This is a genomic window from Mesorhizobium sp. Z1-4 (assembly GCF_004000235.1).
Classification (GTDB): Bacteria; Pseudomonadota; Alphaproteobacteria; order Rhizobiales; family Rhizobiaceae; genus RCIO01.
This window is the reverse complement of sequence record NZ_RCIO01000006.1, coordinates 18,439-33,259: the sequence shown is the minus strand read 5'-3', so window position 1 is coordinate 33,259 and position 14,821 is coordinate 18,439. Positions and strand designations below refer to the sequence as shown.

Sequence of the window (14,821 nt, the reverse complement as noted above, 5' to 3'; positions counted from 1 at the left end):
GGGCCAAACCTTGTCACTTTGAATGATCTCCCAAAGCGTCATTCTCGCCCTCGCTCATCCGGGGTTGGCAGTAATTCGGAAACGAATGGCGGCTACGCTTTGACACAGCCATATCGCGATCCGGCAATGATCGTGTGTGGTCAGGGTCGGCTTGCCGCTCCAACGGCATTCCGGCCCGCTACTTCGCTTGCTCCCCAGCGCGCGATGTTTCAGGTGCCCTTATCCATCTTGGACTGCCTGCCTGATGCAACCATGCAGGCGACATCGCCCGAGACCGCGATCACAGTCCATGTGCCGGAATCGGCGCGCGTGACGATAACGCGCTGCCCCGGCTGCGTTCCCTGCCCAGCAAAGATCGGGAACTCGTTGTATTCTTGCGCGAGCCATTGCATCAGGTGCGCAATCGGCGCGCATGACTGGTTTTGCGCAAATGCGACCAGCGTCATGCCGAGCACGAGCAGGCCCGCGACAATGATGGTGAAGCGCCAGCTCATTTGCGTTTGCCCGTCAGCCAACCAGCAACGCCGGCGGCGCCGACCGCCCCAGGCGGACCCATGGGATCAAACAGCCACTCCATCGCCATGTTGGCCCAAATCTGCATGGAGGGCGGATAGGCGGCGATCTGCCATGCCTGCGGCCAGATCCCGTTTTCCCACCAGAAGATGTTGTAGAGCGTGACCGACCAGAACAGCGTTGCCGGTGCGCCGATGGTCAGCGCAATCACCGCTACGAACACCGGCACGTTGAATTTCATGCCCTGCCGTTCAGTGCTCTTGTCGGCGTGCTTGGTGTAGATGACCTTCTTGGTCTCAGCGTCGATCTCTGCCAGCCGAACATTACCGTCCTGCGTGCGGTTGAACACGCCGATGGCTTCCCGCACGACGCTTGACCCGGCTATCGACATCACCTTGCCGAGCAGCCACGAACCCGCCGTTACGAGGAACGTCACCATCAGACGTTCTCCCCGTTGAACTCGCTGTCCGCTTCCTTCCCCAATTCGGGGTCACGCCTACGACGCGCCCATTCGGTCAGGATGCCATTGACCAGCACGTAGATGGCGAATGCCTTGGGCGTCAGAAGCGGTTCGATCAGCGCCGGATCGACATAAGCTGTGATCGTGGCGAGAAAGCCCATGAAGGCATTGAGCCGGGCAATCAGCAGCGTCTCGCTGTCGCGGAACCATTTCTTGAGCATCGGACTAGCCTCCGCAGAAATTCGAGATGATCGGGATTGAGCACGCAAAGCTCGCAATAGCCGCACCAGCAGCCACCACGGCAGCAGCGATCAGAGCGACAATGCTTGTCTTGCCGTCAGATTTGCCCGTGGGCGCGGGTTCCGGCCCCGTCGCTTCGCTCGCTTCGACTTCGGGGTAGGTCTCATATTCGACCGACTTACTGGATGACACGGAGAGGCCCCGCTTCAACCCGCGCGACCATGCGGCCTTCACCTCGGCCAATCCATGTCGCCCGCCATTCCATTTCTCGCGCGAAGCAGTCACCCGGCTCTTGTCGGCCAGTTCGTTCATGCCCCATTTCTGCCAAAGGATCAGCGTGCCCTTCATGCCCATGTCTGGATCGCGCATGAGATCGGGCTGCTTGGTGAACGGAATGCCTGTCTCGTTTTCAACCTTCAGGAAGTTGTCGTAGCCAGTCACCTGTCCCGGCCCTGACCCGCGATAGAGCCAGCCGGCATTTGGCCGGCCCTTATTGCCGAGACGGCTGCCATAGACATAGTTCGCCAGCGCCTGCGGGTTGCCGGCGTACTTTCGCGCCACGGCATCAGTCTTGAAGCGCGATGGCCAGACTTGCCGCAGCCGGGAAGCCGAATAATTCAGGTTCTCGTCCATGCGACGGAAGCCGCCTGTCTCGACGCTGATATGAGCGAGACAGAGCGCAATCCGCTGGCGCGTCGTCACGCCATAGGCAGCGGCGTATTTGTTGAACGCCGCGAGGATCGCCTTTGTCGTAGCCGAGTTCGACCGCACACCTGAAATAGCGTGCAAGTCAGCAAGAGTGACCATAGCCGTGCTCCTTCCGCCGTTTACCGGCAGAGTGATTGATTGGATTGCGAAAAGTGGAAGGGCTTGAAGCCGCTAGGCCTGCGTAATTGCTGCAAGTGCCATATTCGGGTTTACTCCGGCATTTCTCGCCAGTGCAGGCTCACGGTAGCGCCCGCGCCTGCCGTATGGACAACGACATTCACGCCAGCGCTTGCGCCCGGAATAAACCCAACCAGCGGCCATTTAAGTTCAATAACCAAGTTCTGATTTGCCTTGGCGCGATAGAGGTCGTGCTGCGAGCCGACAACAACAGCGCTCGTGTAGTGATACGCATTGCATTTGGGCGGGGTCGGCGTTGGGCCGAACCATGCATTGCATTTCTGCAAAGAGATCATACCGCTGACAGTCCCGCCCGAACCGATCGAAACAAGCGCATCTTCGGTCGGACAAATGATCACTTTGTCGAGGACACCCACAATGCCTGAACCCGCTGGCGCGTTCAGAAACACATGTAGATATTCACCCGACACGCCGGCAATATCACCCGCCGCTGCCGCCAGTTGATTGTTGAAAAGCAAGTCGTCGTAACTGAATGCGGAAACCGCGCTACCACTGTCAAATTCTTCGAGAGTGTCAGCTACCTCAAGCTTGATCAATGTGGCCGTGGCGGGCGTGCCATAGGACGAATACCCGGAGACGACATCGACGCCGTTGCCGCTTCCGCCTAGTCCTGATTTGTACCCCCCCGCAAACTCCGCAGCGCTCAGACCGTCTTCATAGGCATATCCCATATGAACACCGGGCGGTGGGTCAAAATCATAACGGTAGACGACGCGATCCCCGGCCACAGTTGACAACTGGATCGGGTCACCTTGAAATGTCGTACCAGCGGCGAACAGCTGCGATGTGCCAGCGCCGCCAAACAACACCTGGCCGCTTTTGCCGGACTGGAAGTCGAAATCCCCGGACTGTGCCTTGACGCCGATATAGGCGCTCGTCAGTCGCAATGGCCCGTCGCTACCAGCTATCCATGTCGGGCGAATGTAATTGCCTCCGTGCGCCATCGCAGGAAGCGTGAAAGCGTACTGATACTGGCCTGTCGATCCGTACTGCGACGGAAGCGTCCGGCTATAAACTGTCGTCGGCATTGGCTACTCCCTCGATTCCCCTACGGCCTGTGTCCAAACCCTGTCGAACAGCGACGGCGTAAGCCCGGCTGCTGCCAGAATTTCGTCCTTGAATATTGCGCTTTTGCGGGCAAAGAGGGTGGCGTGACGCCAATCGTTCATGGTCAACGCACTGGTCTTTTCCGCCTTGCGAATTGCGCGGTAGATTAACCTGTCGGGATCATGAACCCCCGCCTCGGTGATAAGTGCCGCACACAAACTGTGCTTGGACACGGTTATATCCAAAGCCGGGTTGTAAGTGGCCAGGAATGCTCTGATTTCATCGAGCGTCGGCTTCGACGTTTTTTCGTCGCGCCAATCCAGTCCAGAATAGTCGGTCCCTGATAGATACCACGAAGAGCTGGGGCGGAGATGCCTCAGAGCGGCTGGAATATCCATGGCGCTCACCCGCTGATTTCAATTGCGGTGATCGTTGAAGCTGCTCGAAACCCGTAGGAAACATCAGAATCCAGCTTGGTGCTGTTGAGCTGTACCGTTACGTTGTAAGCGCTGCCGGCTGTCGCTTCGACGCCGTAGGTTACGGCACTCGTGGTCGATGGCGAATCCAGATGCTGCATGACGATGTTTTGCGCGTCATGATCATATGGTGTTGCCGCTGGCCGGGTGCCCGCGCCAACGCCGAGACGGTTGCTCGAAGCCGTACCCACACCGATTGCGGTCGATCCTCGTACAAGACGGGTCATGACCGAGCCGCCACCAGACTGCGACACGTTCACAGATGCAATCACCCAGATTTTTGATGTCGTTCTCTTGGGTGTTATCGAAACCGTCATGCCTGAAAAGGCGGTGAAATTGTCGGTGCTGGCCGACGAAAAAGTGGCCACGTCAACTTTGGTGGTGCTCTGTACATCAAGAATGCGACCGGCCGGACCATCCGCTGCGAGCATATAGTTTAAGCACCGCCAGTTTCCCGATCCTAGCGATTCCACAATCGCCGCATCGCCAGCTGCGGTTGAAATGTTTGCGCCACCCGGCAGAATGAGCGACGTTCCGTTGTGCGTCAGGGTTAGAGCGCCCGAGAATGTCAGAAACTTGATGGTTCCCGCCTTGACAGTGCCTAGCCCGGTGATCGTGGTCGTGCCCGTGACGGTGATGGCCTGCGCTGGCTTTGTGCTCAGATCGGTTGTCGTCGCAGACGCAATCGTATCCGCCGCGAACTGGCGCCCCAGCATCCCGAAAGTGACACGCATCACATCATCGATGTTTGCGGTGTTCAGATTGTCGGTAATGCTGAATCCGCCAGCTGACGTATTGGATGCATCAGTGCCGGAAAGATCGGTGATTTCTGTCATGCTTCACCCATGAAAAAAGCCGCCCCGAAGGACGGCCTGCTGGATTTCCGTGATGTGTGGTTTGGCTACTTCTTGCCGCTGGACTTGCCGCGCGAACCGGCGTCGTAACTGCCCGGAGCCATCGTGTAGGTGACGCCGGTTTCATTGTTCGTGCGGCTTACGAAGCCGTTGCCAAGAGACCGGAACGAGATATTCGGATTGGACTGAGAGTAGGCCGTCGCACCACCTGGCGCATTAAACACCGAACCGATTGCGCCATACCCGGATCCAACGCCAAATGCTGGCGTCGAGAAATCGGGCGTGGACAGCATGCCGCCAAGCAGTCCGTCGCCGCCGAAGTTGAACATGCCGCGATAGGCGTCTTTCAGACCGTTGAAGATCGGCACGCGGTCCATGCCCATCATGTTCGACTTGATGTTGCCGATTACCTTGTCTTTTGCCGGGCCAAGAGCCGCGCCGATCAGTGCACCCAGCGGCCCGCCACGCAGACCGCCCATCAATGCACCTTTGGCGGCTGACACACGCGCATCACGACCGGGGACCGATGGCGGCGCCGGGAAGCCCACAGTGGGCGGTGCCGGTACTGTCTCGTCAAAGCCTGCCATCGGGCTAACAGAACCAATGCCGCGAGCGCCAACAGAAGGTGCGCCGCGTCCCGTCGCATGCACAGTGACCGGATCAATCGCAACAGGGGTGGTGTAGTCCTGCAATCCGCTGGCAGCTCGTGCGCCAAAGGCCGGTGAGGCTGGCCTGCTGCGTGGAATGGCAGCGGCAGGACCGAAATAATCCTCTGCGCGCGAAAGCGTCGGCGGTGCTGGAACACTGGCAGGTAGTGCAGGCTGCAATGCAGCAGCGCGACTGGCGCCGTATTCCGAATAATCCTTGGCGCGGGCTATGTCCTGTATTGAGGGCAGCGGGGCGCGTTCAACGACGCCAGCGGGGGCGGCATAGGTCATCGGCGGGCGCGCGGTGGGCACTGGCGGAACCGATGCACGCATACCAGGCTCTAACGGCGCTGCGTAGCCGGTCATCGACCGAGCGCCAATAGCGCCCCACGCCGGCTGATCTGATCCCCTAAGATCGATTTGGCCGCTTCTATCGACTCGCCCGATGCGATTGCCATCACGATCAAACACGCGCGCCGAAGTGTTGCCTTCGACCTCGTGCATCGCAGCCATAACGTCTGCGCGCTTTGACGCAGGAATATCCGACATCTTGGTACTAAGCGGGATGCCGGACAGCGCAGAAACCCGGCGCTGATAACTGCTAGTATCGTTCTCGAATGCGGGGGCGTATTTCGAGATTGCTTGCGCAAGCGTGAGATTGCGATAGTTCCGGTTCTCGAATATCAGGTCGGCTTGCGCATTGAGGCCTGCTTGCCTCGTAGGAAACACAGCAAACCGATTGTCGGTCCCCAGCGCACCCTTTGATCGCGTGAAATTGCCGTATTCGATATTACCGGGGTTGTTGTTGCGCATCGCACGGTCACCACGAACCGTAACAATACGCCCATCGACCAACTGCACTTGTGTCCAACCAGGGCCGCCAGCGACGACGCGCGAATATTCAAGAGACGCCATTGTCAAGCCTTATTTGGATCACTATTTTGAAGCGATGCGATATCTACTGATCTTCGCGCTTGCGTTTTCCCCGTCAGTCGCTCTTGCGGCAGACGACGCATTGATTGATCGCTACTACGAACTTCGAGCCGACTGCCGTGTTGGCGACGATGTTTCGGAAGCGGAGAGTGATGCTGCATGCGCGGAAATCACCGAAATCGGCGCAAAACTCGCTGCTGTGGGGTACTGTTGGTACAAGCCTGAGCAAGAGTGGCGACACTGCGATTGACCGACCCCGACGACAAAGAGCCGTCCGGCAGTCACTCGCTTTCGGTCATACCCTTCCTCGGAATCGGCATCGCTGCCGTTATCACTGCTCGAGGCTTTCCATCGCTGGACTGGCTGGACTGGACACTCGTTATCCTGTTCGTCCCGTTCCTCGGGTGGCTATTGAGCGAACGACATGCTTCCAAACTTGACGCCAGCAGCCATGAGGGCGCGCGCAAGAGCCTCGCGTTTCGACTTGGCAAGAAGCTGAACCACGTTCTGAACCTGCTGCGGCGGAATCCCACCGTTCGCGATTAGATCGACCAGCTCATTCACCGAGCGCTTTGCCAGCGCATCCGCTGTTTTCTGAGCGGTGTAGCCAACGGCAGCGCCCGCCGCCTGTAGCGGAAGCGATGTACCGCCAGTACCAAGCGCGGTCGCGCCGTGAATACTGGCAAGAAGCCGTCCGCGCGGCATCAGCCCGCCGACCGCATGAGCAACACGCTGGCCCGGCGAATAGCCAGCAGCAGAGCCGAGCGCCTTCATTTCAGCGGGCGTGAACCCGCGTGTTTTGGCCTCGCTCTGCAATGTGCGCTTCAGCTGGCCCATTGTCGTGCGACCAACGTCTCCGCTGACCTGAGATGCGGCATTCTGCTCGCCGCGCGTGATCGCCTTTTCCACGGTCTCGAGCTTGCGGGCACGAGACCAAAGCGAGCGCGCTTTCAGGATAGCGTTTTGGGCATCCTTCGGATTGTTGCCCATCAGCACGACAGACCTATCGCGCGAAGCCGTATTCACAAGCTCGTCTATCCGGTCGATGATCTGCGAAAGTGCGGCATTGTTAGATCTGTTTCCGGGAATGAACCCATTGGACGCCACCTTGCGCAGCGTATCCAGGCCCTCGAAAGTAAGGTTCTGACCGCTCAATGCCTGCAATCTTTTCAGCACCGGTACAACGCCGGGTTCATTCGCAGGATCGAAGGCGCGAGATGTCAAATCATCCACGACATTGCGCTGAAGCTGGTTCACACCCTTGGCGTTGAACACCACCCCGGCCTGTTCTGCCTGCCGGTATGCGTCTCGCGCAGATTTTTCGATATCGCTTACAGTCGCGCGCGGCACCTTCGGATTGAACTTGGATGCTACCTTGCTGATGCCGGCTGAAATACCCTCAGCCGCGACGTTACCGAGCGCGCCGCCCGCAGCACCAAGCGCGGCACCGGTGCCGATGTCCTGATCGTTGCCCGCCGCTGTCAATGCGCCATAACCCGCGCCCTCGGCGGCCATAAGGCCGGTGCGAGCGGCCAGACCTTTAGCGCCAGTCATGCCAGCCGTACCCATACGGCCAGCCAAGGTTACGCCATTGCGGGCCAAGCCCATGGGCGTAGCTACAGCGCCCGTCAATTCTGCGGCAAGACCAGCCCCACCGGCCCGATTGCGGGCGCCCTGTGTCTCACTGCGCTGGTCCTGAACATTGTTGCCCTCCAGCAGGGCTGCAATCTTGTCGGCATAACCGAACGTCATGCCGTTTGCCATGAGCCGGATAGTATCGTCGGCGGCCTGCAATGGCTTCTGCCATGCGGGCATTGTATCGTACTGGCCGCGTGCCGGATTTTGTGTCGCCATGCTGGCGAAGTCGCGAAATTCTCGCGATGCATCGCTTTCCAGCTGAACTTCCGGGGCATTGCCCAGCGAACGCGCGATCTCTTCCACGGTCGCGTTTTGCTCTTCCGGCGATAGGCTCAGGAAAGAGTCGTCAACCTTGACCCTCTTCCCCTCAATATTGAGTGTCGGCATCTATTCGACGCTCCATTGGACACCGGAAAACGTGCGGTTGCCACCTTGGCGGCGCGTCTGTTCAAAAATTGCGTCGCCTACTTCTCTGCCGTGAATAGTGCGCAACAGAGTCCGCTCATAATCCTCAAGGTCACGGATGAACGTCGGGCTATTGGGGTCGAGTGCGCCCGACTTGTCCTGAAGCAACTTCAGTTCTTTCTCGGTGACGTTACCGAGCGCGCCGCCCGTTGGAGACGATTGGCGCATTGCATTCAGGTTTTCCGCCGCCGCCAACGATTTCAGGACATCGGTTTGACGGACCACCTCGGCGCTATCTGTGAGCGGGCCGACAATGGGAATTTTGGCAACTGCTGTCGTGCCGCCTGATCCGAAGTTTTGATTGCCGACCGCAGTACGCGCGCGTTGCGCCGCTTGCGTAACGGTATCGGAAGCGGTCATTGCCGCATCCATGCGGGCGTTCGATTGGCCCTCAGCCGCCTCGACCTCTGCCGCCGCTGGCCCGCCGGGGATCAGCACCATCTGCACAACACGGCCCTGTTCATCGTACTCAGCGCGATATCCAGGCGGGACAGTTCCCATCTGCCGCGCATCAACGGTTGTCGCACCAGCCTTGCGCATTTCGGTCATGTACTGCGTGAATGAACCCTGATAGCCCTGTCCGATTGCGTACTGGTATTCCTTCAGATCGTCGGTCAGATCGGTCTTGCCAGATGCCCGAATCGCATTGAATGCATCGACCGGGGAAATCGCGCCAGCCTCAAGCCATGGCAGCAGTTCAGGATTCGACTTGCGCAGCAATTCTGCGGTCTTGTTTCGCCGCGTCGTTTCTTCGCGTTCCTGGCGCTTCTGCCCAAAGCCCAGACCGGCCATTTGCAGGGCGCCACCGAATGACTGCTGCGGGGTTTCGCCCATGAACATGGCACCAGCCATCGGCAATGCGATTTCAGGGGCGAGAATGTCCTTCAGGCGCATGGCGCGATCACTCTGGCCCATATTACCCAGAAGCGCGCTCAGGCCGGATTGCTGCGGCTGTGCGGCCATCGGCTGAGCCGGACCAAGCAGGTACGGAGAAAGCAAGGAAGCCATTCAAACGGTCCCCTTTATGCCAGCAGGGAGGCAAGCGTCAGCGCTCCGCCTCCCGCGATACCGGCCCAATTAGTGGGCTTCTGCGTCGTACTGCCGACCGTGCCCGACAAATCGCCCTTTGTGGTGGCTGACCCGTAAGGCTCGGCTGCACCCAGAATTGCCATAAGTGCGGCAAGATTGTTGGCCTGCTGATTTGCCTGCGCCTCGAGGTCTGCCTCGAATGCACGGCCCACCTCAATGCGTGCCTGACCCGGCATCATCGTGGCTGCAAAGGCCGAAGGCAGTGCACCGGCAGCGGCCATCTGCCTGCCGCGCTCATCCTGCAAATGCCGATAGCCAAAATCGGCTTCCAGATTGCCAAGCTCGCGAGCAAGCGTGCCCTGATGGAAATCGGAGCCATAGCGGCCGCGCGAACCGGCCATCATGTTCACGCCGGTCGTTGCGCGTTCAGATGCACTGTCCAGAATCTTGCGGTAATTCTCATCCTGGTAGGGATCGGTGTATTTGCCGGACGCAAAGTCGCTGTAGGCATTGAAGGCGTTGTTGAGCCCGCCAGCCCCGGCCTGCGCTGCCGTATCCATCTGGTTCAAGCCCGAGACGGTGCGCTCATCCATGCCGACATAAGGCGCAAGCTTGTTGCTGTTGTACATGCTGAGCGCATCGCCCAGCCCCTTGTTCAGCGCTGCCTCGCCCGGCCCATATGGAGCGCGAACGACAGACTGCGTTGAGGTCTGGTTTTGCGTCTGTTTCTGCTCTTCTTTTCCACTCATGGCCTGATCTCGTATGTCTGGCTTAACAGCCGTGCTTTCGGATAGATCGACTTCAACCCCACCCTGCCCTCGTCAATGAAGCGCTCGGCGCGGTTGTCCTTCACCATCTGCCTGACCACATCGACCATTTGAGGCCACCACGTCTTGCGGTCCTCGCCGCACAGCGCCAGGCCCCTCAGGGTCTTTCCGTAGTCCTCGAATTGCAGAACCGCCGCACCGCAGATTTTCGCGCCGTCATGAGCGATCAGCAGATGGGCATTGCCCGACCGGCATTGCTGCCAGATGTAACCGGCTCGCATGTTGCCGCCCTTGCATGACCTGACTATCCCGTCCCGGATATGCGGCCAGATGCCGTCGATCTGGGCCAGTGAAGCCAGTTCAATTTGCATTGGCTTGCGGTGCATCCAGAACGGCAAAAACCGTTACAACGAGGTAGTTTGCGTTTTCAGCTTGAGCGACGATCTTCTGTGCCGGTTCGTTGCCTTCGCTGGCCAGTCCGAGACGGATCGGCGCCTCGATATCGACTGTGGCACCAGCCCCGATCTGCCCCTCGTAAAACTGCTTGTTGCTCGATCCGTCATACCAGTGCAGATCAACCCGACAGGTATTGCCAGTGTCCACATTCGCGACCTTGATCAGCGCGATCTTGTAGACGCCCTTGCCGGTCGGCGTAAAAACGTCTGTGGCATTTGTCGTGCTCAGTGCCGTGGTTACGGGCGGCTGAAGAATGCCCCTTTGATCGAAAGAAACCGTCATGTGCGGCCCGTCCTGACAAACCGGCTCTCAGCGTCGTCAACGCCAGCAGCAGACTCCCACGACGCACCAGCCGGGATATTCAGCCTCAGCCGATGATAACGGGCATCCACAAGCGTCTTGAACAGGCCGGAGCCGTCCGTTTCGCATGAGACAACGCTACCCCACGACAGCCCCGCTCCACGGCGTTCCTCAGATCCGATCTGTATCGTCACGTCCTCGGCGTCGAAATCGCCCACAAGCCCCACTTCCTGAAGCAATGAGCGATAGCCGGGCGATAGTTGGACTGTCGGCGTTTCCAGCGTTGCTGCGCGGTTCTGGCCGGAGAAATACGCCAGCTTGTGATCCGTGGTGAACGCACCGATGACCGGCTTTCCGCCCTGGAAAATACGGGCGCCAACGGCAATTCCCGCTGCATCGGCCAGCGTAGTGTAACCAAGCGCCGCCATGCCGCCGACAGTCACGCCAGCGGTGGCAATGGTGACGATTTCCTCAACGTTGTTATCCAGCAGGAACCAGCGGCCCGGCCTGCCATCCATACCGGCCAGCTGGTAATTCAGGCCAATCAGGCCATAAGACCCGCCAGACTTCTTCGGATATTGGACGAAAATCGCCTTGCGGAACGGATCGAGGAATGCCCTGACCTCGGTCAGATTGTCCTTGTCCACTTCTGACACAAAATCTTCGGAATCGCCGCCCAGAAACCAGCGATCGACGCGCTCAAGGCCGACCGGCTCGTCCGTTTGCCCGTTAAAGATGTAAAAGCCATCCTCGGCCAAATAGAAGTAGCGATTATAGCCTATGGGAACGATGGAAAGCGGTGCAATCGCCCCTCTGGCCGGGTTCAGAATCGTCAGATTGAAGCCAGCAGCGTCGAATGACGATGTGGCAAGCCTGATGCGGTTGCGCTGGAACACAACAGCGCCGTTTTCAATCGGGAATACGCCGGTGACCTCGCCGCCGTCCGGCAATTCCTGCCGCGATGCCCCGCCCACGCCACGCGTCCATGCCTCGATATCGCCATAAGCCGAACACTGAATGTAATTCGGCAGGTTCGCCAGATGACCGAGCAGCAGGCTTTCGCCCATCATGCAGGAATATTTGGCTTTCGGCGGCGATCCCGACAATGCCGCGAAATTGGTCCCCGAAACAAGGTCGATATACTGGATATCGTCGGCGATCTGGTGCGAGACCAGCGTGTTGCCGATGACGGTGTTTGTCCACCTGTCGCCTGTGGGTACGTTATAGTCGCCGCCTGACGAGCGGGTGACTTCATCCCACGAATAATCGGTCGTGTTGAGTTTGTAGAGCTTGGTTTGCGTCCCGGCCCATGTTGACCATGTACCAGTCAGGTCACGGGCCGACACCGCACCCAGGCAGCGGGTCGGCAGGGCGTCTGAAACGTCCTCCAGCGTCGGCATCGGTCCCCAGCCATCGGCTACGGGGAACACGTTCTGAATGGCCGACGATGCCTGTGGCGAATAGGCGGAACGATCCGGCGCAAACTCAGGGAACGGGATCATCAGGGCGTCGAGCCCTTGATGCTCAAGCCAGCGCGTGCGTAATTCGCGGTCATGTCTGCCGCGTTCATACCCGCCACCATCGACCGGGTTAGTGCGGTTTCCTTCGCAATCGCTCCATCGTCATTGCGATAGATGGCAGCGAACATCAGGCAGGCGCGCAAATAGACCTGCGGGTTCTTGGTCAGGAGCCAGTTAGTCGTGTTCCCGCTCGTGAGGTTCGGGATTTCCTGATAGTGCGTCAGCTCAACATCGTTCGACACCAGCGGCAGCGTGTAGAGGCTTGAGCCGATAATGGTGAAATTCAGCCCCGGTCCCGAGTAACGAGACGGATAAAGAACCTCTGCCTGATCCGGCGTAATGAACCTCAACTCACGGCGTGGCGAGGATTTTTCCACCACGCGCCGATATTGCAGATAATCGGACGGCAGGGTGCACACGCCGCTTGATGGCGTGAGGTCGCTCACCGCTTCCATATCGCGGGTGCGCAAGGGCGGATCGGTGTCGGGATCGCCGCCAAAATTGAAATACTCGGTAGCGAAGCGAATGAAGTCATCCACCACGGCGTCCGTCGCCAGCGACGACACCTTGGAATGCGTGCCGATGGCTGTTTTCAGCGAAGCATAATCGGTGATCGCCATCAGACTTTGCCCCGCGATGTACGAAAGCGCGAATGATCGGAATCGTTCAGGATTTTCGACAGGTAGCGGCGGTCGCCAGCGTCTACGGCATCGCCCAGGCCTGTCTTTTCGAAGAACGTGAGAGGCACGGAAGCAACGCGGTTGTAATCACCGAAGCGTTGGCCTTCGGTTGCCTTTCTGGCTTCCGCATTGGCATCCAGAACTGCGTCAATTTCCTGCTCGACGTGGGCAGCACGAAACTTGCCCTTTTCGTCGTAACCCAGCCAGACCTTACGCCCTATTTCCCGATCATCGTCAAAAAGCAGCCAGTTTAGGCCGTGGGCCGAAGGCAGCGGCGGCATACCCTACTCCGCATCGGGGATTTCGGTGGGGCGGGCAGGACGGGCTGCGCCCGCTTCGTACCAGCGGAACGCCATTTCTTCCGGCACCTTGATCACTTCACCGGCGAAATGCTTCTGCTGGGAAGTCGGCCAGGCGCCCTTGAGAAGATAAATCCAGGTGTCTGACTTGGAGATGACTTCCTGATCGGCGCGGTCGGCCGCATCGAACTGTGCTTCGACAACCTTCTCCGCCAATGTCTCGACAGACCAGCGGTTGTCCACTTCAAGCCCTAATTCGCGGGCCTGCTTGCGCAATGTCTGCTTGGCCTGCGCTTTGGCCGTGACTTCACCGATGTCGGTCATGTGTACCTCTGGAAAAGAGAATGGCGAGGCCGAAGCCCCCCGCCAGTTGCTGATTAGCTGAAGACCGGTGCCTCAGCGGAGATCACCGTGCCGGAGACGTACCAAAAGCTACCGTCTGAAATCATACGGATGCAGGTGCCGCCCTGTGGGAGATTGACTTGCAGTTGATCGTCGTCAGACTGGTCAGCCGCCACAAGGGCAACCGTCGCCGGGCCTGCATCGGTATCAACCGAAAGAAGCCCGCCATAAAACAGGTCGGAAGTGTCCCCTGCGACAAATATCCAGTCGTGGCCGTCAGCCGCGCCGACAGCTGCCATGAACACGTATTCAAGCCCCGCTGCCGCAGCAGGAAGCGTGATGGTGCGATCCGCCGATACGTTGGCGATGACGTGCGTCTTGCCGCTGTTGGCCGCCAGCACGGCATAATCTGCGTCCGCAATGGCTACATACCGCCCGCTCACATCGGCGGCGCCGTTGATTTCTGCGGCGGTGGCTGTCACGCCGTCCAAGATGTTGAGTTCAGCCGCGCTCGACGTGATGCCTGCCTGCTGAAGCGTGTTGGCTGCATCGCCATATTTGAGCGTGTAGTCGTCAGACGCATCGAGAAAGAGCATGATGTCGGAAGACGTAGCCGTGCCGATGTCTTCCATCTTGTCGGCAATAGCCTGGTTCAGCTTGGTCAAGATGCGCGAATTCGGGATGGCGTTTTTCGAGCCGCCGAGATTAAGTGCCATGGTGTTTCATCCTGTGGTTTAGGGCGAGGGAGCGCCCGTCAAAAGCAAGAGGGGCCACCGAAGCAGCCCCTCCATGATTCAGATTTGTCCCGGGTTACCTTACTGGTCGGCAAAAGCAGCCGCAGCAGCCGAAGCCGATACGACCATGCCATTGACATACCAATTGGAGCCGTTGCTGTGCAGCTTCAGAACCGTGCCGGAAGCGGGCGTGAGGACGGTCAGCTGCGAATTGGAATTGCCATCCGAATAGACGGATGCAACTTCCGCGTCTGCCGCGTCCTCGTCCATATGAACGACGCCGCCGATAAAATAGACGCTATTGTCGGAGCCGGTCTTGATAATCCAGTCCTGCGCATCGGCGGCAGCGCCGCCGTACCAGAACTCATAGGTCAGGCCGTCTTCGGGCGTCGGGAGGGTAACCGTGATGTCCGCCGTAAGGTCGGGGAAGATGTGGAGAACACCGGAATTGTAAGCCTTGACGCTGTACGTGGTGGCGTCGGTGACGATCACCGGATTGAAACGAAGTCCCATTG

Annotated in this window: 19 protein-coding genes; all 19 read right to left on the bottom strand. The window is 59.0% G+C overall.

The genetic code is table 11. From position 1 onward, the window contains the following. Positions 1-209: 209 nt before the first annotated feature. The 19 genes from EP165_RS17255 to EP165_RS17165 all read right to left on the bottom strand — a co-directional run bounded on the left by EP165_RS17255 (position 210) and on the right by EP165_RS17165 (position 14,819). Positions 210-494, bottom strand: coding sequence for a hypothetical protein (locus tag EP165_RS17255; RefSeq protein WP_127524090.1), 285 nt, complete (start codon positions 492-494; stop codon positions 210-212). Continuing rightward, entirely contained in the window at positions 491-952 is a 462-nt protein-coding gene (locus tag EP165_RS17250; RefSeq protein ID WP_127524089.1) for a hypothetical protein, read from the bottom strand. Before EP165_RS17250 ends, EP165_RS17255 begins: the two co-directional genes overlap by 4 nt. Next, entirely contained in the window at positions 952-1,194 is a 243-nt protein-coding gene (locus EP165_RS17245) for a hypothetical protein (protein WP_127524088.1), read from the bottom strand. Before EP165_RS17245 ends, EP165_RS17250 begins: the two co-directional genes overlap by 1 nt. 4 nt (positions 1,195-1,198) lie before the next feature. Continuing rightward, positions 1,199-2,020, bottom strand: coding sequence for a glycoside hydrolase family 19 protein (locus EP165_RS17240; RefSeq protein ID WP_127524087.1), 822 nt, complete (start codon positions 2,018-2,020; stop codon positions 1,199-1,201). Between the two features lie 110 nt (positions 2,021-2,130). After that, positions 2,131-3,147 carry a hypothetical protein gene (locus EP165_RS17235; protein ID WP_127524086.1) on the bottom strand — a complete coding sequence of 339 codons (1,017 nt, stop codon included), beginning with the start codon at positions 3,145-3,147 and terminating at the stop codon, positions 2,131-2,133. 3 nt (positions 3,148-3,150) lie between these two features. Next, positions 3,151-3,564, bottom strand: a complete 414-nt coding sequence (locus EP165_RS17230) for a hypothetical protein (protein ID WP_127524085.1) — start codon at positions 3,562-3,564, stop codon at positions 3,151-3,153. A 5-nt stretch (positions 3,565-3,569) separates the two neighbouring features. Continuing rightward, positions 3,570-4,478: a hypothetical protein gene (locus EP165_RS17225; protein WP_127524084.1), complete on the bottom strand. Its 909-nt coding sequence runs from the start codon at positions 4,476-4,478 to the stop codon at positions 3,570-3,572. A gap of 65 nt (positions 4,479-4,543) precedes the next feature. After that, positions 4,544-5,476, bottom strand: a complete 933-nt coding sequence (locus tag EP165_RS17220; RefSeq protein WP_206075940.1) for a hypothetical protein — start codon at positions 5,474-5,476, stop codon at positions 4,544-4,546. 1,008 nt (positions 5,477-6,484) lie between these two features. Further along, positions 6,485-8,101, bottom strand: a complete 1,617-nt coding sequence (locus EP165_RS17215; protein ID WP_127524082.1) for a hypothetical protein — start codon at positions 8,099-8,101, stop codon at positions 6,485-6,487. Then, entirely contained in the window at positions 8,102-9,187 is a 1,086-nt protein-coding gene (locus tag EP165_RS17210; protein WP_127524081.1) for a hypothetical protein, read from the bottom strand. A 14-nt stretch (positions 9,188-9,201) separates the two neighbouring features. Continuing rightward, positions 9,202-9,957 (bottom strand): hypothetical protein, encoded by a 756-nt coding sequence (locus tag EP165_RS17205; RefSeq protein WP_127524080.1) that lies wholly within the window; start codon positions 9,955-9,957, stop codon positions 9,202-9,204. Continuing rightward, positions 9,954-10,346 (bottom strand): hypothetical protein, encoded by a 393-nt coding sequence (locus EP165_RS17200; RefSeq protein WP_127524079.1) that lies wholly within the window; start codon positions 10,344-10,346, stop codon positions 9,954-9,956. The genes EP165_RS17205 and EP165_RS17200 overlap by 4 nt, the downstream gene beginning before the upstream one ends. Further along, positions 10,336-10,713 (bottom strand): hypothetical protein, encoded by a 378-nt coding sequence (locus EP165_RS17195; protein WP_127524078.1) that lies wholly within the window; start codon positions 10,711-10,713, stop codon positions 10,336-10,338. Before EP165_RS17195 ends, EP165_RS17200 begins: the two co-directional genes overlap by 11 nt. Next, positions 10,710-12,233: a hypothetical protein gene (locus EP165_RS17190; protein WP_127524077.1), complete on the bottom strand. Its 1,524-nt coding sequence runs from the start codon at positions 12,231-12,233 to the stop codon at positions 10,710-10,712. Before EP165_RS17190 ends, EP165_RS17195 begins: the two co-directional genes overlap by 4 nt. Next, positions 12,233-12,871 (bottom strand): phage adaptor protein, encoded by a 639-nt coding sequence (locus EP165_RS17185; protein WP_127524076.1) that lies wholly within the window; start codon positions 12,869-12,871, stop codon positions 12,233-12,235. The genes EP165_RS17190 and EP165_RS17185 overlap by 1 nt, the downstream gene beginning before the upstream one ends. Then, complete coding sequence (locus tag EP165_RS20580) at positions 12,871-13,212, bottom strand: hypothetical protein (RefSeq protein WP_206075939.1); 342 nt, start codon at positions 13,210-13,212, stop codon at positions 12,871-12,873. Before EP165_RS20580 ends, EP165_RS17185 begins: the two co-directional genes overlap by 1 nt. Before the next feature lie 3 nt (positions 13,213-13,215). Next, the gene (locus EP165_RS17175) at positions 13,216-13,554 is read right to left on the bottom strand and encodes a hypothetical protein (RefSeq protein WP_127524074.1); all 339 of its coding nucleotides are present in this window, start codon (positions 13,552-13,554) and stop codon (positions 13,216-13,218) included. A 53-nt stretch (positions 13,555-13,607) separates the two neighbouring features. Further along, positions 13,608-14,237 carry a hypothetical protein gene (locus tag EP165_RS17170; protein WP_127524073.1) on the bottom strand — a complete coding sequence of 210 codons (630 nt, stop codon included), beginning with the start codon at positions 14,235-14,237 and terminating at the stop codon, positions 13,608-13,610. Between the two features lie 150 nt (positions 14,238-14,387). Further along, positions 14,388-14,819 carry a hypothetical protein gene (locus EP165_RS17165; RefSeq protein ID WP_127524072.1) on the bottom strand — a complete coding sequence of 144 codons (432 nt, stop codon included), beginning with the start codon at positions 14,817-14,819 and terminating at the stop codon, positions 14,388-14,390. Positions 14,820-14,821 lie beyond the last annotated feature (2 nt).

Excerpts from the sequence above, each read along its gene's own strand:
- EP165_RS17210 (WP_127524081.1), bottom strand. The coding sequence starts at position 9,187 with ATGGCTTCCTTGCTTTCTCCGTACCTGCTTGGTCCGGCTCAGCCGATG.
- EP165_RS17235 (WP_127524086.1), bottom strand. The coding sequence starts at position 3,147 with ATGCCGACGACAGTTTATAGCCGGACGCTTCCGTCGCAGTACGGATCG.
- EP165_RS20580 (WP_206075939.1), bottom strand. The coding sequence starts at position 13,212 with ATGCCGCCGCTGCCTTCGGCCCACGGCCTAAACTGGCTGCTTTTTGAC.
- EP165_RS17205 (WP_127524080.1), bottom strand. The coding sequence starts at position 9,957 with ATGAGTGGAAAAGAAGAGCAGAAACAGACGCAAAACCAGACCTCAACG.
- EP165_RS17220 (WP_206075940.1), bottom strand. The coding sequence starts at position 5,476 with ATGCGTGCATCGGTTCCGCCAGTGCCCACCGCGCGCCCGCCGATGACC.
- EP165_RS17225 (WP_127524084.1), bottom strand. The coding sequence starts at position 4,478 with ATGACAGAAATCACCGATCTTTCCGGCACTGATGCATCCAATACGTCA.
- EP165_RS17175 (WP_127524074.1), bottom strand. The coding sequence starts at position 13,554 with ATGACCGACATCGGTGAAGTCACGGCCAAAGCGCAGGCCAAGCAGACA.
- EP165_RS17255 (WP_127524090.1), bottom strand. The coding sequence starts at position 494 with ATGAGCTGGCGCTTCACCATCATTGTCGCGGGCCTGCTCGTGCTCGGC.
- EP165_RS17245 (WP_127524088.1), bottom strand. The coding sequence starts at position 1,194 with ATGCTCAAGAAATGGTTCCGCGACAGCGAGACGCTGCTGATTGCCCGG.
- EP165_RS17200 (WP_127524079.1), bottom strand. The coding sequence starts at position 10,346 with ATGCAAATTGAACTGGCTTCACTGGCCCAGATCGACGGCATCTGGCCG.
- EP165_RS17190 (WP_127524077.1), bottom strand. The coding sequence starts at position 12,233 with ATGATCCCGTTCCCTGAGTTTGCGCCGGATCGTTCCGCCTATTCGCCA.
- EP165_RS17195 (WP_127524078.1), bottom strand. The coding sequence starts at position 10,713 with ATGACGGTTTCTTTCGATCAAAGGGGCATTCTTCAGCCGCCCGTAACC.
- EP165_RS17185 (WP_127524076.1), bottom strand. The coding sequence starts at position 12,871 with ATGGCGATCACCGATTATGCTTCGCTGAAAACAGCCATCGGCACGCAT.
- EP165_RS17240 (WP_127524087.1), bottom strand. The coding sequence starts at position 2,020 with ATGGTCACTCTTGCTGACTTGCACGCTATTTCAGGTGTGCGGTCGAAC.
- EP165_RS17250 (WP_127524089.1), bottom strand. The coding sequence starts at position 952 with ATGGTGACGTTCCTCGTAACGGCGGGTTCGTGGCTGCTCGGCAAGGTG.
- EP165_RS17215 (WP_127524082.1), bottom strand. The coding sequence starts at position 8,101 with ATGCCGACACTCAATATTGAGGGGAAGAGGGTCAAGGTTGACGACTCT.
- EP165_RS17230 (WP_127524085.1), bottom strand. The coding sequence starts at position 3,564 with ATGGATATTCCAGCCGCTCTGAGGCATCTCCGCCCCAGCTCTTCGTGG.
- EP165_RS17165 (WP_127524072.1), bottom strand. The coding sequence starts at position 14,819 with ATGGGACTTCGTTTCAATCCGGTGATCGTCACCGACGCCACCACGTAC.